A 24,650-nucleotide genomic window follows, 5' to 3' on the forward strand; every position below is an offset into this window, starting at 1 on the left:
AATTAAAATTTTAAAATGAAAAAACCTACTCTAACTTTTATTCTTTTTTCCTTTATTTCTATGTCTTATGCTCAAGTTGGTATTGGTACTGTAGCACCAAATAATTCATCAGTACTTGACATTCAAAGTACTAACAAAGGTGTGCTACTTCCGCGACTGACTAATGCACAGAAAAATAATATTCCGAGTCCGGCAACAGGACTTATGGTGTATGACATAACCAATAAATGCACATCTGTAAACATTGGAACACCATTTTCTCCAGATTGGGAGTGTTTAAATCAAACAGATAATGCAACTATACCTACGGTTATTGTGTCTAATACATCTTTGGTAATTGATACATCGAATGATCGTCAATGGCTTGATGTGCCAGATTTAAGTGCGACGTTTACAATTTTAGAGGATGAAACCATTAAAATAGATTGGACATTGTTTTCAGGTCAATTGAATTCGTCAACTGATTTTGGTTTTGCTCAGATGTTTACTATTCTCGAAATTAATGGTGCTAATGATGTTACGTCTTCTAATTATCTGCCCATGATCCATAATCCAGGAGGTGATAGTTTTAGACTTTTAATGAATAATTCTACATTTTCGCATGCCATTGCTCTTAATGCAGGAACTTATACTGTAAAAGTAAAAGTTTATATGGCTAGATTTTTAGGCACTACTACTAGAGTCGAAATAGGTAGCCATATTGGTACCTGGGCAGGAGGCAATAATATGACAGCACAAGAAAAGCTAAATGCAGCGTCAAATAAATTATTAATTACTTTTCTTTAGTATAGTTGTAAAAATTATTAGTAGAGGTCTAAAAAGTTAACTAGTCTTTTTAACTTTTTAGACCTCTTTTTTATTTCTACTCACAAAAGGCTGTTTTTAATGTATTCTATAGTTTGTTTTAGGTTGTAACTATAATATTTATGTATAGGTGATTGAAAAAACAGTTTAAAACAGTCCTATAACGCCAATTTTATTTCCTGTAAACTGAAGTTTCCAAGAAATACGATTCTTTTCTTTTACAGGATAGTTATAAGCTTTTGTTTTGAATAGAAATTTATCTACAGAATCAACAACAGCAATACTAATTACGGCTCCTAATACAATATCTGTTAGCCAGTGGGATCCAGCAAATAATCTTGAAATTGGAGCTACCGAGCCTAATGTGTAAACACCAACTTTAGACCATATATTGTCAAACTGTTTAGCGATAGCATGAGCCATTGTGATAGATAAAACAGTATGTCCAGATGGAAATGAGTGAAATCCAGGTTCATTTGACCAAAACCTAAATTCTGTACTTTTATGACCGTTTCCTGGGCGAGCCCTACCAAAAGCAGTTTTACTCAAACTTTGTATTACTCCGGTAGTAAATGAAGAGGAAATAATTAATACACTAGTTTTTCTAAGCTTTTCATTTTTAGTCAACAAACCAAAACCATATAATCCAGCATTTGCAATAAAATAGACTTGTGGACTTCCAAACCTGGTACCAGCTTCCATAAAAACATTTGGTACATCGGGCTCCTGGCGAATAAAGAAAGCACTACCTTCATCGTCTATAGTAGAAAGAGCAAGGGATCCAAGTGCTATAGTCCCTAAAGTTGCAAAATCTTTCTTTTTCCAATGAAAAGGTCTTGTAAAGGCATGTTTAACACCTAGAAAGGCTTGTTTAGCATCATAGATAGCTAATTGACCTATGGAAGCACTGTCTTTGGTTTTTTCTAATGATATTTCCTGTGCGCTCAATTTTAAAGATACACAGCATATAACTATTAGAAAGCACTTTTTTTGCAATGTCATATATTATCTAAGTTCTGCACCAAGCTGCTTTTCAAAATTAGTTTGTAACGTATTCATTATTTTATCTATTTGCTTATCTGTAAGGGTCTTATTTTCATCTTGTAACGTAAAACTAACGGCATAGCTCTTTTTCCCTTTAGGTAAGTTTTTACCTTGATAAACATCAAATAAATTAACATTTTTCAATAATTGTTTCTCACTTTGTTTTGCAATTTTATAAATAGATTCAAAAGTAACTTTATCATCTAATAATAAAGCAAAATCGCGTCGTACTTCAGGGTATTTAGGAATAGCCTTAAATTTAATTGTGTTATACTTTACCAAATTTAAAATAACATCCCAATTAAAATTGGCAAATAATACGTCTTGAGAAATATCAAAGTACTTTAGTATTGGTTTTTTAATTAAACCGAAGTCAACTAATTTAGTTTTTCCTTGACTAAATTCTATTCCTTCACTAAACAAATCATTTTTAATTGGGGTTTCATTAAATCTTGAAATACCTAAACGCTGTAATACAGCAATAATATAGCCTTTAATTAAAAAGAAATCACTTTTTTTACTAGAGTTATGCCAGTTTTCTGATGTTTGATTTCCAGTTACAAAAAGTGATAAATGTTTAAATTCCTCTCTTTTATCACCAAAACCATGATATGTTTTACCATATTCAAAAAACTTTAAATCTGCACGTTTTCTATTGATATTAAACGATATGGCTTCTAATCCAGAAAATAATAAGGATTGTCTTAAAACAGATAAATCATTACTTAAGGCGTTTAGTATGGTAATATTGTGTTCGTCTTTTAATTGTTCGCTTAAAGTCGTATAATTTGGAGTTGTTAATGAGTTAGAAAGGATTTCATAGAAACCTTGTGACACTAATTGATCTCCTATAATATTTTGTATTTTGTAATCTTCAAATTTTGATATGCCAGAAATAGAAGCATTTAACTTTTTTGTCGTTTTGATATTATTATACCCATAAACACGCAGTATTTCTTCAATGATATCGGCTTCTCGTTGCACATCATTTCTATATGCAGGAACCGTTAAACCCAAACCAGCTTCGGTAACATTATTTACTTTTATGTCTAACGATGCTAAAATACGTTTGATGATCTCTTTCGGGATTTCTTCACCAATTAGTTTTTTCGCATTTTCAAAACTTAATCTAACCTCAAAATCTTTAATTTTTTTTGGATACACATCAACCAAATCGCTGGTAATTTCGCCACCAGCTATCTCTTGGATCAATAGCGCAGCACGTTTTAATGCGTATTCTGTAATATTAGGATCGATACCGCGTTCAAATCTAAAAGAAGCATCTGTATTTAAGCCGTGCCTTTTCGCAGATTTACGAATACTAATTGGATTAAAATAGGCACTTTCTAGAAAAATACTTGTGGTGGTTTCGGTCACACCAGAATTGATACCTCCAAAAACACCAGCAATACACATTGGTTTTTCGGCATCACAAATCATTAAATCATCTTCATGCAATTCACGTTCTATACCATCTAAAGTTATAAACTTGGTTCCTTTGTTTAACGTTTTTACTTCAACTTTATTCCCAGAAATTTTCACAGCATCAAAGGCATGCAAAGGTTGCCCTAACTCATGCAATACATAATTAGTAGCGTCAACAATATTATTTATAGGGTTTAGGCCAATAGCTTTTAATCGGTGCTGTAACCATTCTGGGGATTCTTTAACTTTCAATCCAGATATGGTAACGCCACAATAACGAGGTGCTAAATCTTTATTTTTTACATCAATATCAATTTTAAGCGTGCGATTATCTATGCGAAATGCACTTGCTGATGGCGTAATAAGCTCCAAATTAATATCTTTTTGAACTAAACCAGCTTTTAAATCACGGGCAACGCCTAAATGACTCATAGCATCAGCTCTATTGGGAGTCAACCCAATTTCGAATACCTGATCGTTTTCAATATCAAAAATATCAGCAGCTGGTGTCCCTATTTTAATGGCATCATCTAAAACCATAATACCATCATGAGATTTTCCTAAACCTAATTCATCCTCAGCGCAAATCATACCGTGACTTGCTTCTCCACGGATTTTGCCTTTTTTTATAGTCCAGGCTTCATCTTCATCAGTATATAGAGTTGTTCCAATAGTAGCGACCAGTACTTTTTGTCCAGCAGCTACATTAGGCGCGCCACAAACTATTTGTAAAGGTGTATTGCCCCCTATATTTACAGTGGTAATTTTTAGTTTATCAGCATTAGGATGTTTAACACAGGTTAATACTTCACCAACAACAACACCTTCCAGGCCACCTTTAATAGATTGATATGTTTCTACTCCTTCAACTTCAAGTCCTAAATCTGTAAGTAATTCACTGGTTTGTTCTGGTGTCCACTCAGTTTTTAAAAACTGTTTTAACCAATTGTAAGAAATTTTCATAAAAAATTTACTATTTTAAGAGTGCAAAGATAAAATATTGAAGCTAGCATTCAAACATTGCTTGTAATTTGTGGACTTAAAAAGTATAATTATTATCTTTTTATTTGTTAGTATAATGTTGTTATTTCGAATAATGTAATTGAAATAAACTTTTATGAGATATATTATCGTAGGACTATTAATTCTTTTTGTCTTTGCCTGTAAACAGAATAATGAAATAAATAAGTTAACTACAGGAATATACAGAGCCTCATTAAAGGTAAATGAGACTGAGGGCTTACCATTTAATTTTGAAGTGGTTTCTAAAAATAAATTAAATATTTTTAATGCTGAAGAGATTATAGAGGTTGATGATATCACTTATAAAAATGATTCTGTGTATATTAAAATGGCTGTTTTTGAAGGGTATTTGGTTGCAAAGATTGAAAATGATAAACTAACTGGTAGTTTTGTTAAGGCTGGTTTAAATAGAGTCATGGGATTCTCAGCAGAAAAAAATACAACACGTTTTAATACTTCTGAAAAACCTAAACACGACGTTTCTGGTCATTGGGAAACTGTTTTTAGTCCAGATTCTGAAGAAGATACTTATATAGCGAAAGGCATTTTTAGCCAGAAAGAGGATGTTGTTACAGGAACTTTCAGAACAACTACAGGTGATTACCGTTATCTGGAAGGTGTGTTAAATGGTAAACAATTAAAACTATCTACTTTTGATGGCGCGCATGCGTTTCTATTCACTGCCTCAGTTACGGATAGTTCTATGGTCGGTACGTTTTATTCTGGAAATCATTTTCAGGAACCTTTTACAGCCAAACGTAACGATACTTATGAATTGCCAGATGCTAACAGTCTAACCTTTTTAAAAGAAGGCTATGATAAAGTCGAATTTTCTTTTCCTGATGAAAACAAAACCATGGTTTCTTTAAAAGATGCACGTTTTAAAGATAAGGTCGTTTTAGTACAAATTATGGGAACCTGGTGTCCAAATTGCTTGGATGAAAGCAAATTTTATTCAGAATTTTATAAAAACAATAAGGATAAAGATATTGAAATAATAGCTTTGGCTTTTGAGTATGCAAAAACTGAGGAATCTGCTTTTAACAATATTAGGCGTTTAAAGAATAAGACCGGCATTACATATCCTGTTTTACTAGCGCAGTACGGTTCTTCAAGTAAAGTAAAAGCGCAAGAGAAATTACCTATGCTTAATCATGTATTATCGTATCCTACTACTATTTTTATTGACAAAAAAGGGTGTGTTAGAAAAATTCATACTGGTTTTAACGGACCAGCAACTGAAGATAGGTATGTGGCGTTTAAAGAGTTGTTTGAGGTGTTTGTTAATGGATTGCTTAGTGAATAATTTAAAGGGGCTTAATACATGTCTCGGCTGTAGTTATATTTAAGTTTATATGAAAAGTTTAGAGTTTTTTCAGCGTAAAAAATTATTTAAAAGTTAAGAAGCTAAGAAGTTCTCTTAATTTGTGATCCTTGACCGCATTGACAGATGTGGATAATTGCCTTACTTTTTCTATGCTCAATCTCATAACCTTGGCAGTTTTATCTAGTAGTGTTTTCATGGCATTTTCTATTACCGTCATTGTTTCTATAAGAATAGGCTCCTAACTTCTACAAAGCTACAGACTTCACAAAGCGGATCAAAATGTAACCAGTATTATAGATATATTAGGCAATCTTGAATGTATTTGGTTTCAAAAAACACACATCAATAATGCTTTTAATCGATAAAATTTGCTTTTAATCGATTAAAATTGTAAGTTTGGCAGGTGCTATTATTAACGATTATTTAACATGAAAAAATTTTTCACAATATTCTGGATCTTTTTTTTGCTAATTTACAATACAAATGCTCAGCAGGAAGAGGAAATAATAACAAAGAATGAATGGTTAAAACATTGGACAGAGTTTAAACCAAATTTGACCGATAATAATGAACCTTCGGAGATATTATCAGGAGAAATTACTGAAGATATTAAACTTTATAAAAGAGAAACGTACTTATTATTAGGGCATGTTTTTGTAAAAGAAGGTGTTACGCTTACTATAGAACCTGGCACAGTAATAATTGGTGATTATGAAACAAAAGCATCTTTAACTATAGCCAAAGGAGCAAACATAATTGCAGATGGTTTAGCAACAGATCCTATCGTTTTTACATCAAATAGCAGTGTTAAAAAAGCTGGAGATTGGGGCGGTATAATTTTATTAGGTGATGCACCTTCAAATAAATTTGGAAGAGCTTCTGTTTCTTCTTTTTATTCAAAATTAGAGCCTAAATTTTACAAAAATACAAATTATGGAGGTGAAAATGTAATAAAGAATTCAGGTATTTTAAGATTTGTAAGAATTGAATATGCGGGTAAAAAAGAATATAGAGCTGGTGGTGGTTTTAGCGGTTTATTATTGGCAGGTGTAGGTCATGAAACTATTATAGAAAATGTGATGGTAAGTTATTCTGCCGGAGACTCTTTTAAAATTTGGGGAGGAGAGGTCAATTTAAAGAATATGGTTTCTTATAAATCTAGCGGAAATGATTTTAGCCTTAATTTTGGTACTAAAACTCAGTTAGATAATTCATTGGCTATTAGATTTCCTTACACATCCAATAGTAGAGGCGCAAGATGTTTAGATTTAAGGTCTTATGACAAGAAAGAAAATATTGATTTTTCTAAAAAGGGCACATCTTTAGTTGCTGAAAATTTAAAATTTATTAATAATAGTAAAGATTTAGAATTTGATATTCAGGCAGGTTTGATAAAAGAAGGTGTTTATGTGGGACATAATACTTTAGTTAGCATAAATAAAAGTATGATTTCTGGTTTTAAGCCGGCAATTGTATTAGAAGATAAAATTCTGATAGATCAAGAAAACTTAGAAAAAATTAAAATTACAGATGTGCATTTCAAAGATTGTGTAGGATATGTATTGTCAAAAGATAATTCTAATAACACAGCTATGGAAAATTGGTATGCTAATAAAGAATTTTTGAATATGTTTTCTGAGGGTAACCGTTCAAAAACACTTATTGCCGATGCTAAAAAAGCAGAAATTGAGAATAAAATAGCCAAAAAGAAAGTCATAATAAATAAAGATATTGTCATACCCTTTAACCTTATTGAAAAAGCACCTACACTTCCAGGATGCGATCGGGTTGCAAAAGAAGAATCTAAAGAATGTTTTCAAAAGGAAATGCGATCCCATATAGTTGAAAATTTTCGTTATCCAAAAACGGCACAAGAAAATAATATAGAGGGGCGTGTATTCGTTTTGTTCAATATAAATTATAACGGAGATATTGCTAATATCCGATCAAGAGGGCCAGATAAAAGTTTAGAAGAAGAAGCTGTACGTATTATTAAGCTATTACCTAAAATGAAGCCTGCTGAAAAAGATGGCCAACCAGTTACAGTCTCTTATGGAATTCCTATTACTTTTAAAAGCTTATAAGACCTGACCTATAGGTTTTATTGGTTATTTCTAATAATATCCTTTTGGCAATAGTCATATCTAGTTGATATGATTCAGTTATCTGTTTCTACAGCAAAAGTTTTTAACAATATTATTGATTAAGAAGGACTTTTATACAAAAAAATAGCCCCTTTACGGGGCTATTACTATCTGACATCTTTTTGAAAATAAATAATTATTTTGAGATCGCTATTTTTTTAACTGTGGATTTGTTTGATTCCAAATCTAAAATTTTTAGAAAATAGATACCATTTGGAAGGTGTTGAATATCTATTGACTCCTTTTTATCGGCTGATAATTTGAGTTGTCCTAGTATGTTGAACAATTCTACTCTGTAATTTAGGTTTTTATCAGTTTTAACTTGAATATCTAATCGAGCAGGGTTTGGAATCACTTGCACTTTTAATTTGTCTGCTTTATCAATTGATAAGGTCGTGTCTTGCCCATCACAGTTTTCATCAATACCGTTATTTGGTATCTCGGTAGCATCTGGGTTGATTGAAGGATCTTCATCATTACAGTCTACGTCAGAAAAGAACCCGTCATTATCTACATCACCGATGATTGGTAACCCATCACACCCCATTTTTAATTCATCTAATTCTGCTATACCGCTTCCCCATCTTTCCATGGAAACACTAATATGATCTATACGTTCTATAGGTCCTGCAGTTTTTGTAGCATCTGCCTGATCTTCTTCAAAGTTATTGAGCTTATTTACCCATAAATAGGCACGTGTTTCGGTTGGTGCTAAAATGAATTTCGCAACTAACCTAACGACCTCACCTTCTGTCACTGTTTTAGTTGTATAATTATTATCAATACTCAATTGATTACCCCATCTTTTTCCTATGGCTATGGACTGGAGACTATTTGGTTTTATCCAGAAACCTCCGTCAGCTAGTTTTTCTATTCTAATTAAAACACTTAACCATAATGTGTTTCCGGTTGTAATCTCTTTAGAAAGAGACCTAGTGCAAGCTTTTGAACTTGATTCTTCTTGAAGTGCTAACCTTAGTTTATTTCCTTGACTTTTTATGTTAGGAAATTCTAAAGATCCTTGAGTTATTTCTATAGTTCCATTAAGAGGAGTGAGTTCCCAAGCCCCTGAATAACCTATGCCTCCGTTTGCCTCATTTAAAGGTTTGGTAGGGTCATAATCAAAATCATCTTGACTTAGTTCGACAAGGCATTCCTCATTGTCGCAAATATTATTTCCATTAGAATCGTTAAAAGGGTCAAGTGGGCATGCATCGCAAAAGTCAGGGATAGAATCATTATCGGTGTCTACTGAATCATCACCTCCAGGACATTTATCTATGGCATCGCATACTCCATCGTTATCTGAGTCTCCAGAAGTAATGATGCAGTTTTGGAATTGAATTTCTACCCATTTATCATCTTCTGTACCTCCGGTATTGATTATTTTTATTTCAGTATTACCCCAATTGAATGTTTCGTTTTCAATGAGTGCTGCATCCCAAAAATCAATAACTGGTAAATAATTAGTCCCAATGCCTGGAGGTAACTCTGTGATAGATTGAGGGCGCGTGTCTAAAAGTCTACAAACTCCAGATTTGGGGCCTGGTATATAGTGAAAAAGAAGCCCTTTTTTAGTGATGCGTGTATTTGAATTATCAGGCTCGTAACTAATCCACAAATTATCGTCTAATTGCGCACTATATAAACGTTGATTGTTATAATTACTAACAAGTGAAGATTTATATAGTTTTAAAGTATGTGTGTTTAGAGTTTGGCTGGTTACAAGTTCAACACTTTGAGGCGTAATCCATCCTAAAAGATATTGCATGTAATTTGGTATGTCTGTATTTAAACCAGCATCTCCCTGACTTCCCATAAAATGGTAAGGATCATGGCCTCCAGTAACCTTGCCAGGAAATACATCGGCACCCCCTTCAATAGTTTCAGCATGCCCAACACCCAAGGCATGGAACCCTTCATGGATATTACCGGCATAATACCAACTTAAGGCATTATTGGCCCAAATGGTTCCATTAAGACCATTACCAGTACCTAATGCTCCGCCACCGCCAAAGTCTATACTTGACGAATGCAAGTACATAACAATATTATAATCACCTAGATTGTAACCGTCATTTGTCGCTATAACAGACAACGCATCCGATAATGCGGTATATCCATTATTGTTAGGGTCGACAGTAAAATTATATACAGGTGTGATATCATAAGTCTCGATCCATGTTTTTTCAAAGGAAACCTTGCGAAGATAACTATCGAATTCGGTTTTAAGGTTTTGAAGGTGTTGATCGGTATCTTGCCAGGTATGTGTAGCAGTATCTACGCCCCTAACTATAATCATCTTTCTGCCTCCTAAAACTAAATTGTTCTGTTGAGGGAGTAGTGTTTGACTAAAGATTGATGATGAAAAAAATAGAAGTAATAAAATGGGGAAAAGTTTTTTTAAATTCATTTTTGTAGATTTAAATGATTAATTAATAGTTTAATACATAGTAAAAAAGTATAGGGAGTGATAAGCGTTTGATGTTGTATATTAAAAACATCAAACGTTCTAAAACAACCTAGTTTTAGTTACTATATATGCCTTGTTATCGGCTTTTTTTATTTGGAGTAATAGATAGGTTCATGATATTGAATGTTTAGGAAAACAAACATGTTTTCTTTGAACCTATGTTCCTAAGCTATTTTTCAATGAGCTCAATTTTTGGAACTATTACATTGTGGAGTAATTTTTGTCTAATCTAAGAGTAATTTTTGTCTAATCTAAGTGGTCTATATTTATTAGTTTTATCGACCAACTTTGTTTGCTTTATCAGGTAGTCATTATAATTACTTTATAATACTTTTGAAGCGGTTAAAACTTCATTTTCTACATTGATAATTGCTCTGGTAAATCCAGAAAACTTCATGATTTTAAACATTATAGGATCAAAATTTTTTAACGTACGAAATCAAAAATTAATAAATCATGAATATTGTGTTAACAAATTTAGATTATACGCTATTCGTAAACTTATAAATGAGTATCAAATACTTATAAAATCATATCAAATAATATGTGAGAATAGTTTTAAATGTTTGTAAGATGAAATTTCAAAATAAAATTATAAACAAGAAAGGACTATTTGTTTTTGATTATAATATCATGAAAATTGAGTAGAATAAGATTACGTTTTCATTTTTGAAATTATATTGTTTAGATCTGGTTGAAGGAGTCATAAATGGAAACTTTAAATAGTAATAATAAAATTTACAAGTCTTCCAGCATGACATTATAATCGTACTGTAGATCTTCATGCAATTTTGAAATGATTTTTTTTGAGAGTAGTAATTGTCTGCTATACATATTCTGTAATTGTACACTTCTATTAATACTAGGAGAAAAGTCTTTTAATTTCTGACAAAAATAGAGTAGGAGTTCTACTTCTGTTTCTTTATTTTGTGAATAACGAATGTATTTTTTGATGTTTCTTAAAATTTTCCGAACACTTTTTCTAATGTAAAAATAGCTATCTCTATTAATTAATTTAAACTCCTCATCTATATAGCTTTTTACACTTTCAATATAACCGGATTCGTTATGAGACTCAAAGAGTAAATAGGTTAATAGTTCCTTGTTTTCTTTTTTAAACCTTGATAAACGAAGGCAAAGTTCCTGGATTTCTTGTGTTGAGAGTGTATTTAATTCTTGTTTGATTTCTCTTAATGTAACAGCCTTCATTTTTAATGACCTTTTAATAAGTTAACACTTACTGTAGCTAATTCGTTATTGGGGAATGTTGTGAAATAATTTGGATCGGGATGCAATCCAGCCTTGGTAGCAATTTTATTAAAAACATCAACTTCTAAGATGAATTGATCGCTATAACCGTGTGTTGCATCATATGCTGTGGCTGCTGTTTTACCCAAATTATTAGCTGTTAATTCGGGATCTATGGTATGCAATTCTATAATTAGCAAACCGAACCGCTCTACATAGGGTTTCCATTTTTGTAAATGCTCTAATAAAGAGCTTTCAACTAAATTATTGCTTATTCGTTCCCCTTGGTAGCTATAGGCTCCCGTTGAATCACTTACGGATTTTATAATCTGTTTTGGTGTTTCCCAGATACGATTGTGATCTAAAAACGTTCTAACATTTAATAAATCCTTTAAATTAATATTGTAGTCTTCTTTTAAATCTTTAGCCAAAATGTCTGGTCTGCCAATGTTGCCCCAAATGACTTTTGCCCAGATGTCTGCTTTGATTAAATTAGCTCTTGTTACTTTTAAAGCTGCTTGATTAAAATCTGCACCAACGAGGAATAATGGGTGCTCATCAAGCATTTTACCTCTTAATGTTTTAAATTCAATAACATCGAAGACATGTTGGATAAAAGCACCGTTTCCGCAGCCCATATCCAAAATTCCTTTTGGCTGATCTTCAATAGGTTTATTGAATAATTCGATAATAATACCGTCTATTATTTTAAAGTAAGTGGCATGTGCACCACCACTTCCCCAAACATTCATTTCTCTATCTACATGCTTTTCTTTTTCATCGGGAGATTCCGTTTTCAAGACTAAAGGGTTTCCAAAAATGAGGTCATCTAATTTCATAAATGTCGGTAAATATGAAATAGTTACGCCATATGCGCTGGCGCGTTTTGCAAAAAATAAGCCTTTATCAGTAAATTGATAGGTGGCTTTTTTTTTAGAGAACCATCCTAAGAGTGAAAAGAAATCTAGTATTTTTTTAAAACTTTCGGGCTCTTTATGAAATTCTTCAGCTCTAAAAGAGGCTTCCATAAAGTATTTATGGAAAAACCCATTAAGACCTAGTAAAACAATTATAGGGGCTGCTATAACGCCTTCTATATGTTTTAATATTTGATATTCAATAGTGTTTTTTTTAACTGTAGAAAGACCAAAATTTTGTTCATATTTTATAAATACTTTATCCAAAGCGTTAAATGCATCTGGTCCTATACCTTGTTTTGGAAATTTAACGGAGTAGTTTAGTAAATTTACTGCATCTGCATATATCGATACTAACTTAAAGGCTTTTTCGCTTTTGGGATTTGTTTCATAATGTACCGTATTATCAGTATTGTTAATGTACATATTTAGCCAACCTTGAGAGGATAATACGCGTAGGCCTACATTTAGATAGCCTTCGTTTGCATTAAACATTTTAGATAGGTTTTCAATGCTAGATTTTTCATTACTTAACAAATATTCTAGTACACCTGCTTGGTTGAGTGAGTGGGCGGTTGTTGCTGTTGCAATACCGTCTAGATGCCTAAAAATGGTTCCTCGAAATTGTTCTTTATCTAGCTTTGTTAACATGCAATAGGTGTTTCGTATATAAATATAAAAAGAAAAACCTTTCCAATTTGGTTAGGAAAGGTTTTTAAAAAATATTTTGTTTTTTGTTTTATCGTAATTTAGGAAAATCTGCAGGATTTAATTCGTGCATAACGTCGTAAACAGCTTCAAATATGTCTTCTGCTGAAGGTTTTGAAAAATAGTCTCCATCATTTCCATAAGCTGGTCTGTGCGCTTTTGCTGTTAGTGTTTTTGGTTGACTGTCAAGATACTGATACCCATTTTGAGTATTTAATATTTCGTTTAAAATATAGGCCGAAGCTCCTCCTGGAACATCTTCATCTATTATCATAACACGATTTGTCTTGGCAATACTTTTTACAATGTCATGATTTAGATCGAAAGGTAGTAATGACTGTACATCTATAACTTCTGCATCAATACCAATGGCTAAAAGGTCTTTTGCGGTTTGCTCAACGATGCGTAACGTAGACCCGTAAGATACCAATGTAATGTCTGTACCTTCTTTAACAGTTTCAACAACACCTATAGGCGTTTTAATAGCACTTAAGTTGTTTGGCATTTTTTCTTTTAACCTGTAGCCATTTAGGCACTCAATAACTATGGCAGGATCGTCTCCTTGTAAAAGTGTATTATAAAAACCAGCAGCTTTGGTCATATTTCTTGGTACCAAAACATGTACGCCTCTAACTAAATTAAGAATACCTCCCATTTGAGAGCCTGAATGCCAAATACCTTCAAGTCTGTGTCCTCTGGTTCTTATTATTAGAGGTGCTTTTTGTTTGCCTTTTGTTCTATAGTGTAGAGTTGCTAAATCATCACTGATTATTTGCAGGGCATATAAAATATAATCGAGATATTGAATTTCAGCAATAGGTCTTAAACCACGTAATGACATACCAATACCTTGCCCTATAATGGTAGCTTCCCTTATACCTGTATCTGCTACTCGTAATTCACCGTATTTTTCTTGTAAGCCTTCTAGACCTTGATTTACGTCACCAATGTTACCTGTGTCCTCTCCAAAAACAAGCACTTCTGTATGATTGTTTAAAATGGAATCGAAGTTATCACGTAAAATGATACGAGCATCTACTAGGGTCGCATCGTTATCATAAATTGGTTTTACCTCTTTAATAAGGATGTTTGATCTATCAGTTTCAGAATATAAATGTGAACTAAAGTCAGGTTGTATCTTTTCAAAGATGTTGTTAACCCAATCGCCAAGTTGTTGCTTTTCTTTGGATGTTTCATTTATAACATATCTTAAAACTTTCCTGGCACTAGAAAGAATGTCTTTTCTGGTAGGTTCGTCAATAAGATTTAAGTCATCTTTAATTTTAGAAATGAAAGCCTTGTTAGGGCTAGATGAAGCGACTTGTGTTAATATAGAAATTAATTCTTGCTTCTCTTTTACAATAGGCTTTAAAAAAGTATTCCAAGCTTTTTTTTTAGCCTCTCGAACATCCCTTTTAATAGTTCTTTCAATTTCCGTAAGTGTCTCATTTGTGGCAATACCACTTTCTATGATCCATTCACGCATTTTTAGATTACAATCGTGCTGGGATTCCCATTGTAAACGCTCTGAAGATTTATATCTTTCATGTGATCCAGAAGTTGAATGACCTTGTGGTTGTGTTAATTCTAACACATGAATAAGTACAGGTACATGTTCTGTTCTGGCTATATTAGAAGCTTCTTGATACGTTTCTATAAGATTGGCATAATCCCAACCTTTAACACGTAGTATTTCGTAGCCTTTATGTTTATTATCTCGTTGAAATCCTTTTAAGATTTCCGATATATTTTCTTTAGTTGTTTGGTGTTTAGCATGTACAGAAATACCGTATTCGTCATCCCAAACGCTAATAACCATAGGTACTTGTAAAACGCCTGCAGCATTTATAGTTTCAAAAAACAAACCTTCACTGGTACTTGCATTTCCTATAGTACCCCAAGCAACTTCATTACCATCTACAGAAAAGTTGTTCTTGTTAAGGTTATCGACATTTCTAAAGATTTTTGATGCTTGTGCCAAACCTAGCAAACGTGGCATTTGTCCTGCGGTAGGTGAGATGTCTGCACTTGAATTATATTGCTTGGTAAGGTCTTTCCAGCTGCCATCTTCATTTAAACTATGTGTTACAAAATGACCTCCCATTTGACGACCAGCAGACATAGGTTCTAATTCTAAATCTGTATTTGCATATAAACCAGCGAAAAACTGTTCAATTGTTAATTCGCCAATTGCCATCATGAATGTTTGATCTCTATAATAACCAGACCTCCAATCTCCTTTTAAAAAGGCTTTAGCCATGGCTAATTGTGGAACTTCCTTACCATCTCCAAAAATTCCAAATTTGGCTTTACCTGTTAATACCTCTCGTCTGCCTAGTAAACTACATTCACGACTTTTAATAGCAATTTTATAGTCATTTATTACTTCTGCTTTAAAATCATCGAATGATATGTCGTTCTTCAAATTTGGAATAGTTTGCATTTAGCTGTGCTTTTTGCTCGTGCAAAAGTAGCAAAACTTTGTCGTTTTTCCAATTTTTTAGACGTCTAAATTGTTGATGCATTATTAAAAATAGTCAAAAAAAGCGTTTAAAAATAATGATTATTTAATAAAAAGCGTTTAAAAATGAATATTCAATAAAATATTAGTACCATCTTCTTCTAAATAAACCTAAAAGTATTTGTGGGTCAACAGTAAATTTAAATCTTATTTTTTCATCATAATTTGGTTGTCCGATTTCCCAACCAAGGTTAGAATATATAGGAAAGTAAATTTCGAAATAATCTGTAACTAGATTAACTCTCACGCCAGAGTCATATACAAAATGAGGGTCATCAAACTTGTTTTTAAGAAATCCGATGTCTCCATATGCCAATATGTATTTCCATAGTGTCGTACTTGCATTAAGCGTACTAATCCATTGGTTAGCAAACGGTATTTCTAGTTTAGATTTAAAGCCTCCTTCAACATCTAAATATTGTTGACTAAATATTCCAGTAGCTTCAGAACGACCTAAATAAGGCAGGTCAAACAAGTAATCTGTTGGTCTGTCTAAAGCAAAACTGAAAAAATCTGAAGTTATGTCCGTTTTGTTTTTTAGAAAAACACCAGTAAATACACGTAAGTTTAATTGTCTATTGCTTTGAAACAGTTTTCTGTATTCATAATTAAAGGACATTTTGCTGAATTTTTCTCCAACTTGAAAATCGACATGCCACTTATTGAAATTTATTAAATTATCATCTGAATTTCGGTAGCGAATATTAAAAAGTTTATAGTTTGGCCTGAAATCGGTCGTAATATTATTGACATCTTCATCTCTTTTAATATCTAAATATCGAAACTTCAATGTTTGTCTTTTATTTGAACGCAAGTCATCATTTCTTCTAAAGAATAGTGTTACAGAAGGTTTTATTTGCCTAACAAATAAGTCTTCTGCATAGGATGTATAACTTCCAACAATACCATAATTAATGGCAAATAGATCATTGTTGAAATAATGTACTCTTTGAAGAGAAGCAGAACCTGTTAAAGATCTGGATTTAAAAGCATATGATGGTTCTATTTTGTATTTAAAAAGTTTTCTTAAAACCGTAGTATTATAGGCTCTCATTCCTAAAGTGAAGCCATCATAAATATTATTAAACTCAGCAGTAGGCATGAAGAATATTTGATTATAGTAAGGGTCTTCAATATCCTTGAAAAGTCTAAATTGTAAAGGTTTGTTGTTAAAAAAGAAGCCTTTTAATGATTTCCAGTTGTCTCTTGGATTGATTTCAGGAACTATTTTTTCGTAATTTAAAACAAGCTTATTTGCTTTGTTTCTAGGGATAGTGAGCGTTTTGCTTTTAGTAATATTTTCTATCCATGTTTTAGAGATAATACTGTCATTATTTAAAGTATACAAAGATATAGGCATGCTATTATCTCGTTTATTCTTAATAGTAAGAGTAATAGAGTCTTCTGTTTTAGATACTTGTTTTATTTTGAAATCTATTTGTTTTCGCGTAGTTAAGTAATCTTTGAAAAACCAATCAATGTTTTTGTTGGTTTTAGATTTTAAATAAGTTTCAAAGTCTTTAGTGGAGGTTTGTTTTAATTTATTATCTAATATAAATGATGTGATACTGTTTTCTAATACCTGTTCGTTTATAAAGTCGTCTAAATACTTAAGTCCTATACCAGCTTTGTATTTATTAGCAATATTAGTATTAAACTTAAGTAAAGAGTCCTTTTGCATGGTAAGTGGTTGGTCTCTGTTTGTTCTTGCCGCAGACATGGCAGCTAGTGTATATTTGTCGTTAAACTTCATGTCTGCAATATGAAAAGACCTGACACCCCAGATTTTCGCTAAATTTCCAAGAAATTTCATGTCTGGATGATGTTCCTGTACATAGTTCATTAAATAATAAATCTGAATACCATCTAATAGCCACTGCTCTTTTCTGGGATTTACAAATAATGTATTTTCTAAATAATTATGTAATGCAATTTTTAATAATTTAAGTTCGTATTTAAAATTGCTAGGGTATGTTTTTATGAGTTTTGGTAAAAAATTAATACCGTAAACTGGATCTTTTACATTGTCAATTTCTGTTAGCAAGAGTCTCTTATGTGGATATTCTCCAAAGTTTTTTAGAATAAAATTTGTTACTTTTTCTGTAATTAAAACTCTATCCAATACAGGTAGTCCTTCATCACTTATATTAGAAACTATCGCAAAATGGTCAGATTGTATAGTTTTGAAATCAGAGCCTTTACTCAAAAATAACTTGTTGCTATTTCTGTTCTTTCCTTCAAGTTTAACTATTTGTTTGTCAGTTAATTGTTCTTTGTTAATTAAATCTAATTCTGAAGTTAAAATATAATTGTTAGGATGTTCAATTTCCAGAGTAATATCCGATTTGGGTATGAATAAATCATCTAAGTTTTTATTGCTGTAATATTGCCATTCGCCATCATAAACGGCTGGTGTGATGTACCAATATCTTAAATTTAAATTACCGGAATCTGTTATCCCGTAACTTGTGAATTTTGCATTTGGAATTTGAACAATATATTCAAGCTTAATGTTGTATGATTCATTTGGTTTTAAAGGATCTTTTAATTCGACTTTAATAACATCTATCTGATCTTTTAGCTGCTGAAATACTAAGTCTTGATTATTTTGTTTAATAGACGTAATAGCAGAGAATCCTCTATCTTCGTTTTTTGCTAAATGAAAAACATTTTTATATTCATCGGCAATTCGTATCGCTAATGGTGTTTTTTTTGTTGAATAACTATTGCTCCAATCATTTAAATATATAGTTTGTAACTCGTCTTGCGTCGTGTTTTGATATTGAATGGTTTGCGATATTTTGATTTGTTTGTTTTCAATATCAAATACCGCTTTCACGTCAATCTTATTTTGACTAAAGCTTGTAAAGCTTATTAGTACAATAATGAAGTAATTAGAGAGATGTAATTTCAATTTATTATATAACATTTAACGGTTAATAATTCAAGCAAGGCATTACAGTATAGCAAAATATCGTGGTTTTAAAATTTATCAATATTTACAATGTGTAAACACTTAGTCGTAAAAAAGTTATACTATTTAGAAATTAGGGCTTAAACCAGATTCTTTATAGAATGCATCAAGAATGTTTATGACTTCATCTTCGGTGTCTACCATATGAATCAAATCTAAGTCTTTTGCACTTATGGTTGAGAAGGAATCTAGTAAAGTTTTTTTTACCCAATCAAATAAGCCTTCCCAAAAATCTTTACCTACAAGAATAATAGGAAACTTCCCAATTTTATGTGTTTGTATGAGTGTTATGGCTTCAAATAATTCGTCTAATGTACCAAAACCACCTGGCATAACAACAAAACCTTGTGAGTATTTTACAAACATAACTTTACGAACAAAGAAGTAATCGAAATCTAAGCTTTTATCGGAATCTATATATGGATTGTCATGTTGCTCGAAAGGTAAATCAATATTTAAGCCTACTGAAGTACCACCACCTAAGTGGGCTCCTTTATTTCCTGCTTCCATAATTCCAGGGCCACCTCCAGTAATAACACCATATCCTGCCTCTACAATCTTTTTTGCTACATTTTCTGCTAATTTATAGTATTTGTTTTCTGGTTTTGTTCTGGCTGACCCAAAAATAGACACACAGGGACCTATTTTGCTCATCTTTTCAAAACCATTAACAAACTCACCCATTATTTTAAAAATAGCCCAAGAATCGTTTGTTTTTATTTCATTCCACCCTTTATGATGTTGTTCTTTTCTCATGTATATTAGTTTATGTTTTTATCTGTTTTTAGCATATTTGAGTTTTGCATAAATATCAACTTTTCCAAATTTAATTATTTTCTAATTGATTTAATGAATGCCTTTATTAATACTATTTACTAATTCAATTCTTTTTTAAGGAATTTAGCAGTGTGGCTTTTTTTATGCTTAATAACCTCTTCTGGCGAGCCTTCAACAATAATTTGTCCGCCACCTTGCCCACCTTCATAACCAATATCAATAATGTGGTCAACGGTTTTTATGACATCTAAATTGTGTTCAATGATAAGAACTGTATTTCCTTTGTTTGCAAGTTTGTTAAGTACAATCATGAGCACTCGAATATCTTCAAAATGCAGCCCTGTGGTAGGTTCATCAAGGATATAAAATGTATTTCCTGTATCGCGTTTACTTAATTCTGTCGCCAATTTAATACGTTGTGCTTCTCCTCCCGATAATGTGGTACTTTGTTGTCCTAGAGTAATATAGCCTAAGCCAACATCCTTAATAGTTTTTAATTTATTATAGATTTTAGGAATGTGCGCAAAAAATTCAACGGCTTCATTAATAGTCATGTTTAAAACATCACTAATCGATTTTCCTTTATAACGAATCTCTAATGTTTCTCTATTAAAACGTTTGCCCTGGCAGGTTTCACACTCAACATATACATCTGGTAGAAAATTCATTTCAATAACTCGTAATCCGCCACCTTGACAGGTTTCGCAACGCCCGCCTTTTACATTAAAGCTGAAACGACCTGCTTTATAGCCACGAATCATGGCTTCTGGGATTTTGGCATATAGTGCTCTAATTTCGCTAAAAGTACCTGTGTATGTAGCAGGATTACTACGTGGAGTTCTCCCAATAGGAGATTGATTAATATCAATTACCTTATCGATATGTTCTAAGCCTTTAATGCTTTTGTAGGGCATGGGTTTTTTTACGCCATTAAAATAATGTGCATTTAGAATAGGGTATAGGGTCTCATTAATTAATGTTGATTTTCCACTACCTGAAACACCAGTAACTCCTATCATTTTTCCTAAAGGAAATTTTACAGACACATTTTTTAAATTGTTTCCTGTACAGCCTTTAAGTTCTAGAAGTTTACCATTGCCTTTTCTACGTTTTTTAGGAACTTCAATTTCTTTTTTGCCGTTTAAATAATCGGCAGTTAAAGTATTATGTGTTTTTAATTCATCTGGATTACCAATACTAATTATTTCACCACCATGTTTTCCTGCTTTTGGCCCTATATCAATAACATAATCGGCGCGTTCAATCATGTCTTTGTCGTGTTCTACAACTATAACCGAGTTTCCAATATCTCGAAGTGATACTAAAGAATTAATTAATTTTTCATTATCTCGTTGATGTAGGCCAATGCTAGGTTCATCCAGTATATATAGTACACCTACTAATTGAGAACCTATTTGAGTTGCTAAACGAATACGCTGTGCTTCTCCCCCAGATAATGATTTAGAGCTTCTATTTAATGATAGGTAATCTAAGCCAACATCCAGTAAAAATTGTAATCTTGATTTTATTTCTTTTAAAATTTCTTCCGCAATCTTTAGCTGTTTGGTGGATAAATGCTCTTGTAAGCTGCCAAACCAAGTTGCTAATTCTACAACATCTGTATTGGCAAGTTCTGCAATATTTTTATTATTTAGTTTGAAATAAAGTGATTCTTTTTTTAGTCTGGTACCATGACATTCTGGACATTTAATTTTATCCATATAATCTTTTGCCCAGCGTTTTAATGAAGTAGATTCGGCTGTTTTGTATTGATTTTCGATGAAATTAGCAACGCCTTCAAAATCTATTTTATAATCTCGGGTAACTCCAAGTGATTTGCTTTCTACAGAAAACTTTTCATTTCCTCCGTATAAAATCATTTGTTTGGCTTCCTTGGGAATGTCCTTATAGGCATCGGTTAATTTAAAATTGAAACGTTGTGCAATGGTTTCAAACTGTTTGAATATCCAACTTTTCTTTTCGGGGCCATGGGGCGCTAATGCACCTGCTTTGATTGACAAACTATCATCCGGGATAATTTTATTTTCGTTTACTTGATATAATTCTCCAATACCATTACAATTTGAGCAAGCACCCTTTGGTGAATTGAATGAAAAATTATTTGGTTCTGGATTTGGATACGAAATTCCAGAAGAAGGACACATTAAATTTCTACTAAAATAACGCGTTTCGTTAGTATCCTGGTCAATAACCAAGAGTACGTCTTCACCATGATACATGGCTGTATTAATAGTTTCAGTAAGACGTTTGTCGTTATCTGCAGAGGTATCTATTACTAACCTATCAATAACGATTTCAATATCATGAGTTTTGTAACGATCTAGTTTCATTCCTTTCGTAATGTCTTTGATCTCACCGTCTGTTCTTACTTTTACAAAACCTTGCTTTGCTATTTGTTCGAATAATTCACGATAATGCCCTTTACGCGAACGAACCACAGGAGCTAATATATTAATACGTTTTCCACTAAAATCACTAATAATGAGTTCTTTAATTTGCTCATCACTATAGCTTACCATTTTATCTCCTGTGTTGTAACTATAAGCATCGCTAGCTCTCGCAAACAATAAACGCATAAAGTCATAAATCTCGGTAATGGTGCCTACTGTGGAACGTGGTGATTTGCTCGTTGTTTTTTGTTCTATGGCAATGACAGGGGAGAGTCCATCAATTTTGTCAACGTCTGGCCTTTCTAAACCACCCAAAAACTGCCTTGCATAAGCTGAAAATGTTTCAATGTATCGTCGTTGTCCCTCAGCATAAATAGTATCAAAGGCTAAAGATGATTTACCACTTCCTGATAGTCCTGTTATGACTACCAGTTTTTCTCTAGGGATAGATACATCTATATTTTTAAGGTTATGTGCGCGGGCACCTTTTACTTCAATAAAATCGTCAAATTGGCTCATAAAAATCACAAAACTGCGAAGTTACGATTTTAGTTGTTAAATTTTTGTAAACTTCTAGTTAGACTTAGTACTCTTTTTGAGTTAATATGAAATAATTTCAAGAATACTGTTTTAAAAAATAAGAGGCTGTCTGAAAAGTGGTTAATCTTGTCATCAGAGCAAAGCGAAGAATCTTATTTCACTCATAATCAGAGTTATATATTTTAAAGAGATTCTTCATTCCATTTAGAATGACACTTTTTAGACAGCCTCTTAAGTTTGTTAGAGTTTAAATATTAGAATTCTTGTGAGGCTAGGGTTTTATTGTTGATAATTCTCCAGATTCTATAGATTTATTATAATTCGCTTTTACATCACTAAGAAATCCAAAGAACTTTTTCCCATTCTTTTTTTCAAGAATGACATAAGTGATGCCATTATCTTCATTTATAACATCCTTAATAATGACCTTATTGCCATAAACATTTTTATAGTTAGCTAATTTACCTTTTTTAACTAAAAAATTGAGTCTGGGAAAATCTATATGGTTATAGCTTGCACTATGAGGAGTGTTTATAACTAACTCGTCTCCAATTTTAGGTATATCTTGTGCATTTGCAAAAAAGCAAAAACATAAAAGTAACATTGCAAAAATTAAATTTCTCATAAATAAAGGCGCTTTTTAGCTTAAACAAAAGGTTAGAATAAAGATAAGTGTTTATTGCCATTTTGCCAATAATAACCCTAGAGGTTATAATGTTTTTTGAGTACTTAAATTTACCTTAAACCTCTACAAAATAGGGTGTGTTTAGAGAAAAGTATATGTTTGTGTTGGTAGACGTTTTTTTAGTAAGTGTTAACGTTAAATGAATCCATTTTTTATTATTTAATACTGTCTTTTTTTTGGGGTATTAGAAAACTGTTTTTATTACGGTTTTAACAAGAATTTATAAAAATATTTAGCATATTTGATCAATAAACCTAAGTGTAATCTTTCATTTTGTTTTCATGGCATTATTAATTTAAAGTTTACACTTTTATAAAATTAAAAATATTAAAATGAAATTATTAGGAATAGGCTCAAGGATAAATCACTCAGAATACGGTAAAGGTGTAGTAACCAATGTGACTACACAACATTATTGGGTAACTTTTATAGAAGGAGGATTAGAAACCATAGATTTAGATAGTGATTTTGATATTATTGAGGCTGCGGATGGTGATGTTGATACCGTTAGCTTTTTTGATGTTGAAAGTAGCTTAGTCAATATTCTAAAAAAGTGGAGTGATGCCAGTGAAATTGTACCTATTGCAGATAAATACAAAGGAGGCAAACTCATTTTAGAACCGGCAGATGAGAGTTTAAAGTCTTACGAATTACCAATAGACACTTTTTTTCATAAAATAACTATGGTTAGAGACCGTTTACGTGTCATGGAACAGCGTATAAATTCTAGCAATTTGGATGAACAGGGTAAAATAGATTTACAGCAATATATTACCAGAATATATGGTAGTTTAACGAGTTTTAATGTGTTGTTTAAATCGAAGAATCACAATTTTGTAGGGCAGAGGAGTAAATAAATGGTTTTAAAGTTGTGAACATTACTTGTTAGAAAACATGATTTCTATTAACAACCTGTACTTCTATAGCTTTAGTTTGATACCTATCATTTATTTAAAGGTTTTTGAGTACCTTTAATATTCATTCAATTTTGGGATATTAAGCAGCTAGACGGTGTAGACCAGATGTAAATTATTCTTTTTGATTTGATAATGTGATTCAAAATTTTAAGGCTAAACAATCGTTACCATAATAAAAAACCACCCATATAAGGTGGTTTCTCTTTTATGTAGAAATACTGCGAAGTTATTTTTGTAAACTTCAATCAAAGGTTTGGATCAAGGGGTGATTGTAACGGTTTTATCTACATTACCACTTCCATTACCGTATTCTGCTGTTACTAGAAACGTTCCAGGGGTATCAAATTTTATTGAAAAATATGGGCTTGTTTGATCATAATAATATTCTAATGGAGAACCAGTGTCATAATCATAAACGGTCCAGTCATAATTTGTAAACTCAGCTGGACCACCATTTTCATCATTAAACACAACAAATATGATACTTTGTCCCTGGCTGACTGAATCTAAGTTGGACTGGAGAGAGTAAGTAACACTACTTTTCTCTGCGATGGTTGATTTATTAGTTTTGTTGGTTTCAATAGTTTGATTTTGAGATGTTAAGCTTCCTGTGCACACAAAGTATAGACATAAGATCATTGTTTTTAACCCTAAGGTTTTAATAATTGTTTTCATGATTAATGTATTTAAAAGTTTAGATTGTACTCTATTC

The 24,650-nt window shown here is 32.1% G+C and carries 15 protein-coding genes; 4 read left to right on the forward strand and 11 right to left on the reverse strand.

Annotation, left to right across the window (positions count from 1 at the left end; translation table 11 throughout):
- Positions 1–15: 15 nt before the first annotated feature.
- Positions 16–786, forward strand: coding sequence for a hypothetical protein (locus EM932_RS17235; protein ID WP_135878452.1), 771 nt, complete (start codon positions 16–18; stop codon positions 784–786).
- A gap of 165 nt (positions 787–951) precedes the next feature.
- On the opposite strand, the gene EM932_RS17240 is transcribed toward EM932_RS17235, so the two are convergent.
- Positions 952–1,752: a phosphatase PAP2 family protein gene (locus EM932_RS17240; protein ID WP_170179834.1), complete on the reverse strand. Its 801-nt coding sequence runs from the start codon at positions 1,750–1,752 to the stop codon at positions 952–954.
- 57 nt (positions 1,753–1,809) lie between these two features.
- Positions 1,810–4,236, reverse strand: a complete 2,427-nt coding sequence (gene pheT / locus EM932_RS17245; RefSeq protein ID WP_135878454.1) for a phenylalanine--tRNA ligase subunit beta — start codon at positions 4,234–4,236, stop codon at positions 1,810–1,812.
- Between the two features lie 154 nt (positions 4,237–4,390).
- Between pheT and EM932_RS17250 the strand changes: the two genes are divergently transcribed.
- The gene (locus tag EM932_RS17250; protein WP_135878455.1) at positions 4,391–5,602 is read left to right on the forward strand and encodes a TlpA disulfide reductase family protein; all 1,212 of its coding nucleotides are present in this window, start codon (positions 4,391–4,393) and stop codon (positions 5,600–5,602) included.
- Positions 5,603–6,051: 449 nt separating this feature from the next.
- The gene (locus tag EM932_RS17255; RefSeq protein WP_170179835.1) at positions 6,052–7,707 is read left to right on the forward strand and encodes an energy transducer TonB; all 1,656 of its coding nucleotides are present in this window, start codon (positions 6,052–6,054) and stop codon (positions 7,705–7,707) included.
- A gap of 196 nt (positions 7,708–7,903) precedes the next feature.
- On the opposite strand, the gene EM932_RS17260 is transcribed toward EM932_RS17255, so the two are convergent.
- From EM932_RS17260 to EM932_RS17295, 8 genes are all read right to left on the reverse strand, one after another.
- Positions 7,904–10,180 carry a T9SS type A sorting domain-containing protein gene (locus EM932_RS17260; RefSeq protein WP_135878456.1) on the reverse strand — a complete coding sequence of 759 codons (2,277 nt, stop codon included), beginning with the start codon at positions 10,178–10,180 and terminating at the stop codon, positions 7,904–7,906.
- Between the two features lie 798 nt (positions 10,181–10,978).
- Complete coding sequence (locus EM932_RS17265; RefSeq protein WP_135878457.1) at positions 10,979–11,449, reverse strand: hypothetical protein; 471 nt, start codon at positions 11,447–11,449, stop codon at positions 10,979–10,981.
- Between the two features lie 2 nt (positions 11,450–11,451).
- A complete protein-coding gene (locus EM932_RS17270) occupies positions 11,452–13,056 on the reverse strand; it encodes a class I SAM-dependent methyltransferase (protein WP_135878458.1) in 1,605 nt (534 codons plus the stop codon).
- An 88-nt stretch (positions 13,057–13,144) separates the two neighbouring features.
- On the reverse strand, positions 13,145–15,556 hold the full coding sequence (locus EM932_RS17275) for an alpha-ketoacid dehydrogenase subunit alpha/beta (protein ID WP_135878459.1): 2,412 nt from the start codon (positions 15,554–15,556) through the stop codon (positions 13,145–13,147).
- A gap of 163 nt (positions 15,557–15,719) precedes the next feature.
- Positions 15,720–18,473, reverse strand: a complete 2,754-nt coding sequence (locus EM932_RS17280) for a gluzincin family metallopeptidase (RefSeq protein ID WP_246041127.1) — start codon at positions 18,471–18,473, stop codon at positions 15,720–15,722.
- Positions 18,474–18,674: 201 nt separating this feature from the next.
- Positions 18,675–19,364 (reverse strand): LOG family protein, encoded by a 690-nt coding sequence (locus tag EM932_RS17285; RefSeq protein WP_135878461.1) that lies wholly within the window; start codon positions 19,362–19,364, stop codon positions 18,675–18,677.
- A 119-nt stretch (positions 19,365–19,483) separates the two neighbouring features.
- Entirely contained in the window at positions 19,484–22,315 is a 2,832-nt protein-coding gene (gene uvrA / locus EM932_RS17290; RefSeq protein WP_135878462.1) for an excinuclease ABC subunit UvrA, read from the reverse strand.
- 292 nt (positions 22,316–22,607) lie between these two features.
- On the reverse strand, positions 22,608–22,961 hold the full coding sequence (locus EM932_RS17295) for a hypothetical protein (protein ID WP_135878463.1): 354 nt from the start codon (positions 22,959–22,961) through the stop codon (positions 22,608–22,610).
- Positions 22,962–23,353: 392 nt separating this feature from the next.
- Between EM932_RS17295 and EM932_RS17300 the strand changes: the two genes are divergently transcribed.
- The gene (locus tag EM932_RS17300; protein ID WP_135878464.1) at positions 23,354–23,878 is read left to right on the forward strand and encodes a hypothetical protein; all 525 of its coding nucleotides are present in this window, start codon (positions 23,354–23,356) and stop codon (positions 23,876–23,878) included.
- 318 nt (positions 23,879–24,196) lie between these two features.
- Here the strand turns inward: EM932_RS17300 and EM932_RS17305 are convergent, their stop codons facing one another.
- Complete coding sequence (locus EM932_RS17305) at positions 24,197–24,613, reverse strand: hypothetical protein (RefSeq protein ID WP_135878465.1); 417 nt, start codon at positions 24,611–24,613, stop codon at positions 24,197–24,199.
- Positions 24,614–24,650 lie beyond the last annotated feature (37 nt).

Origin of the sequence: Flavivirga rizhaonensis (assembly GCF_004791695.1) — a bacterium.
Classification (GTDB): Bacteria; Bacteroidota; Bacteroidia; order Flavobacteriales; family Flavobacteriaceae; genus Flavivirga; species Flavivirga rizhaonensis.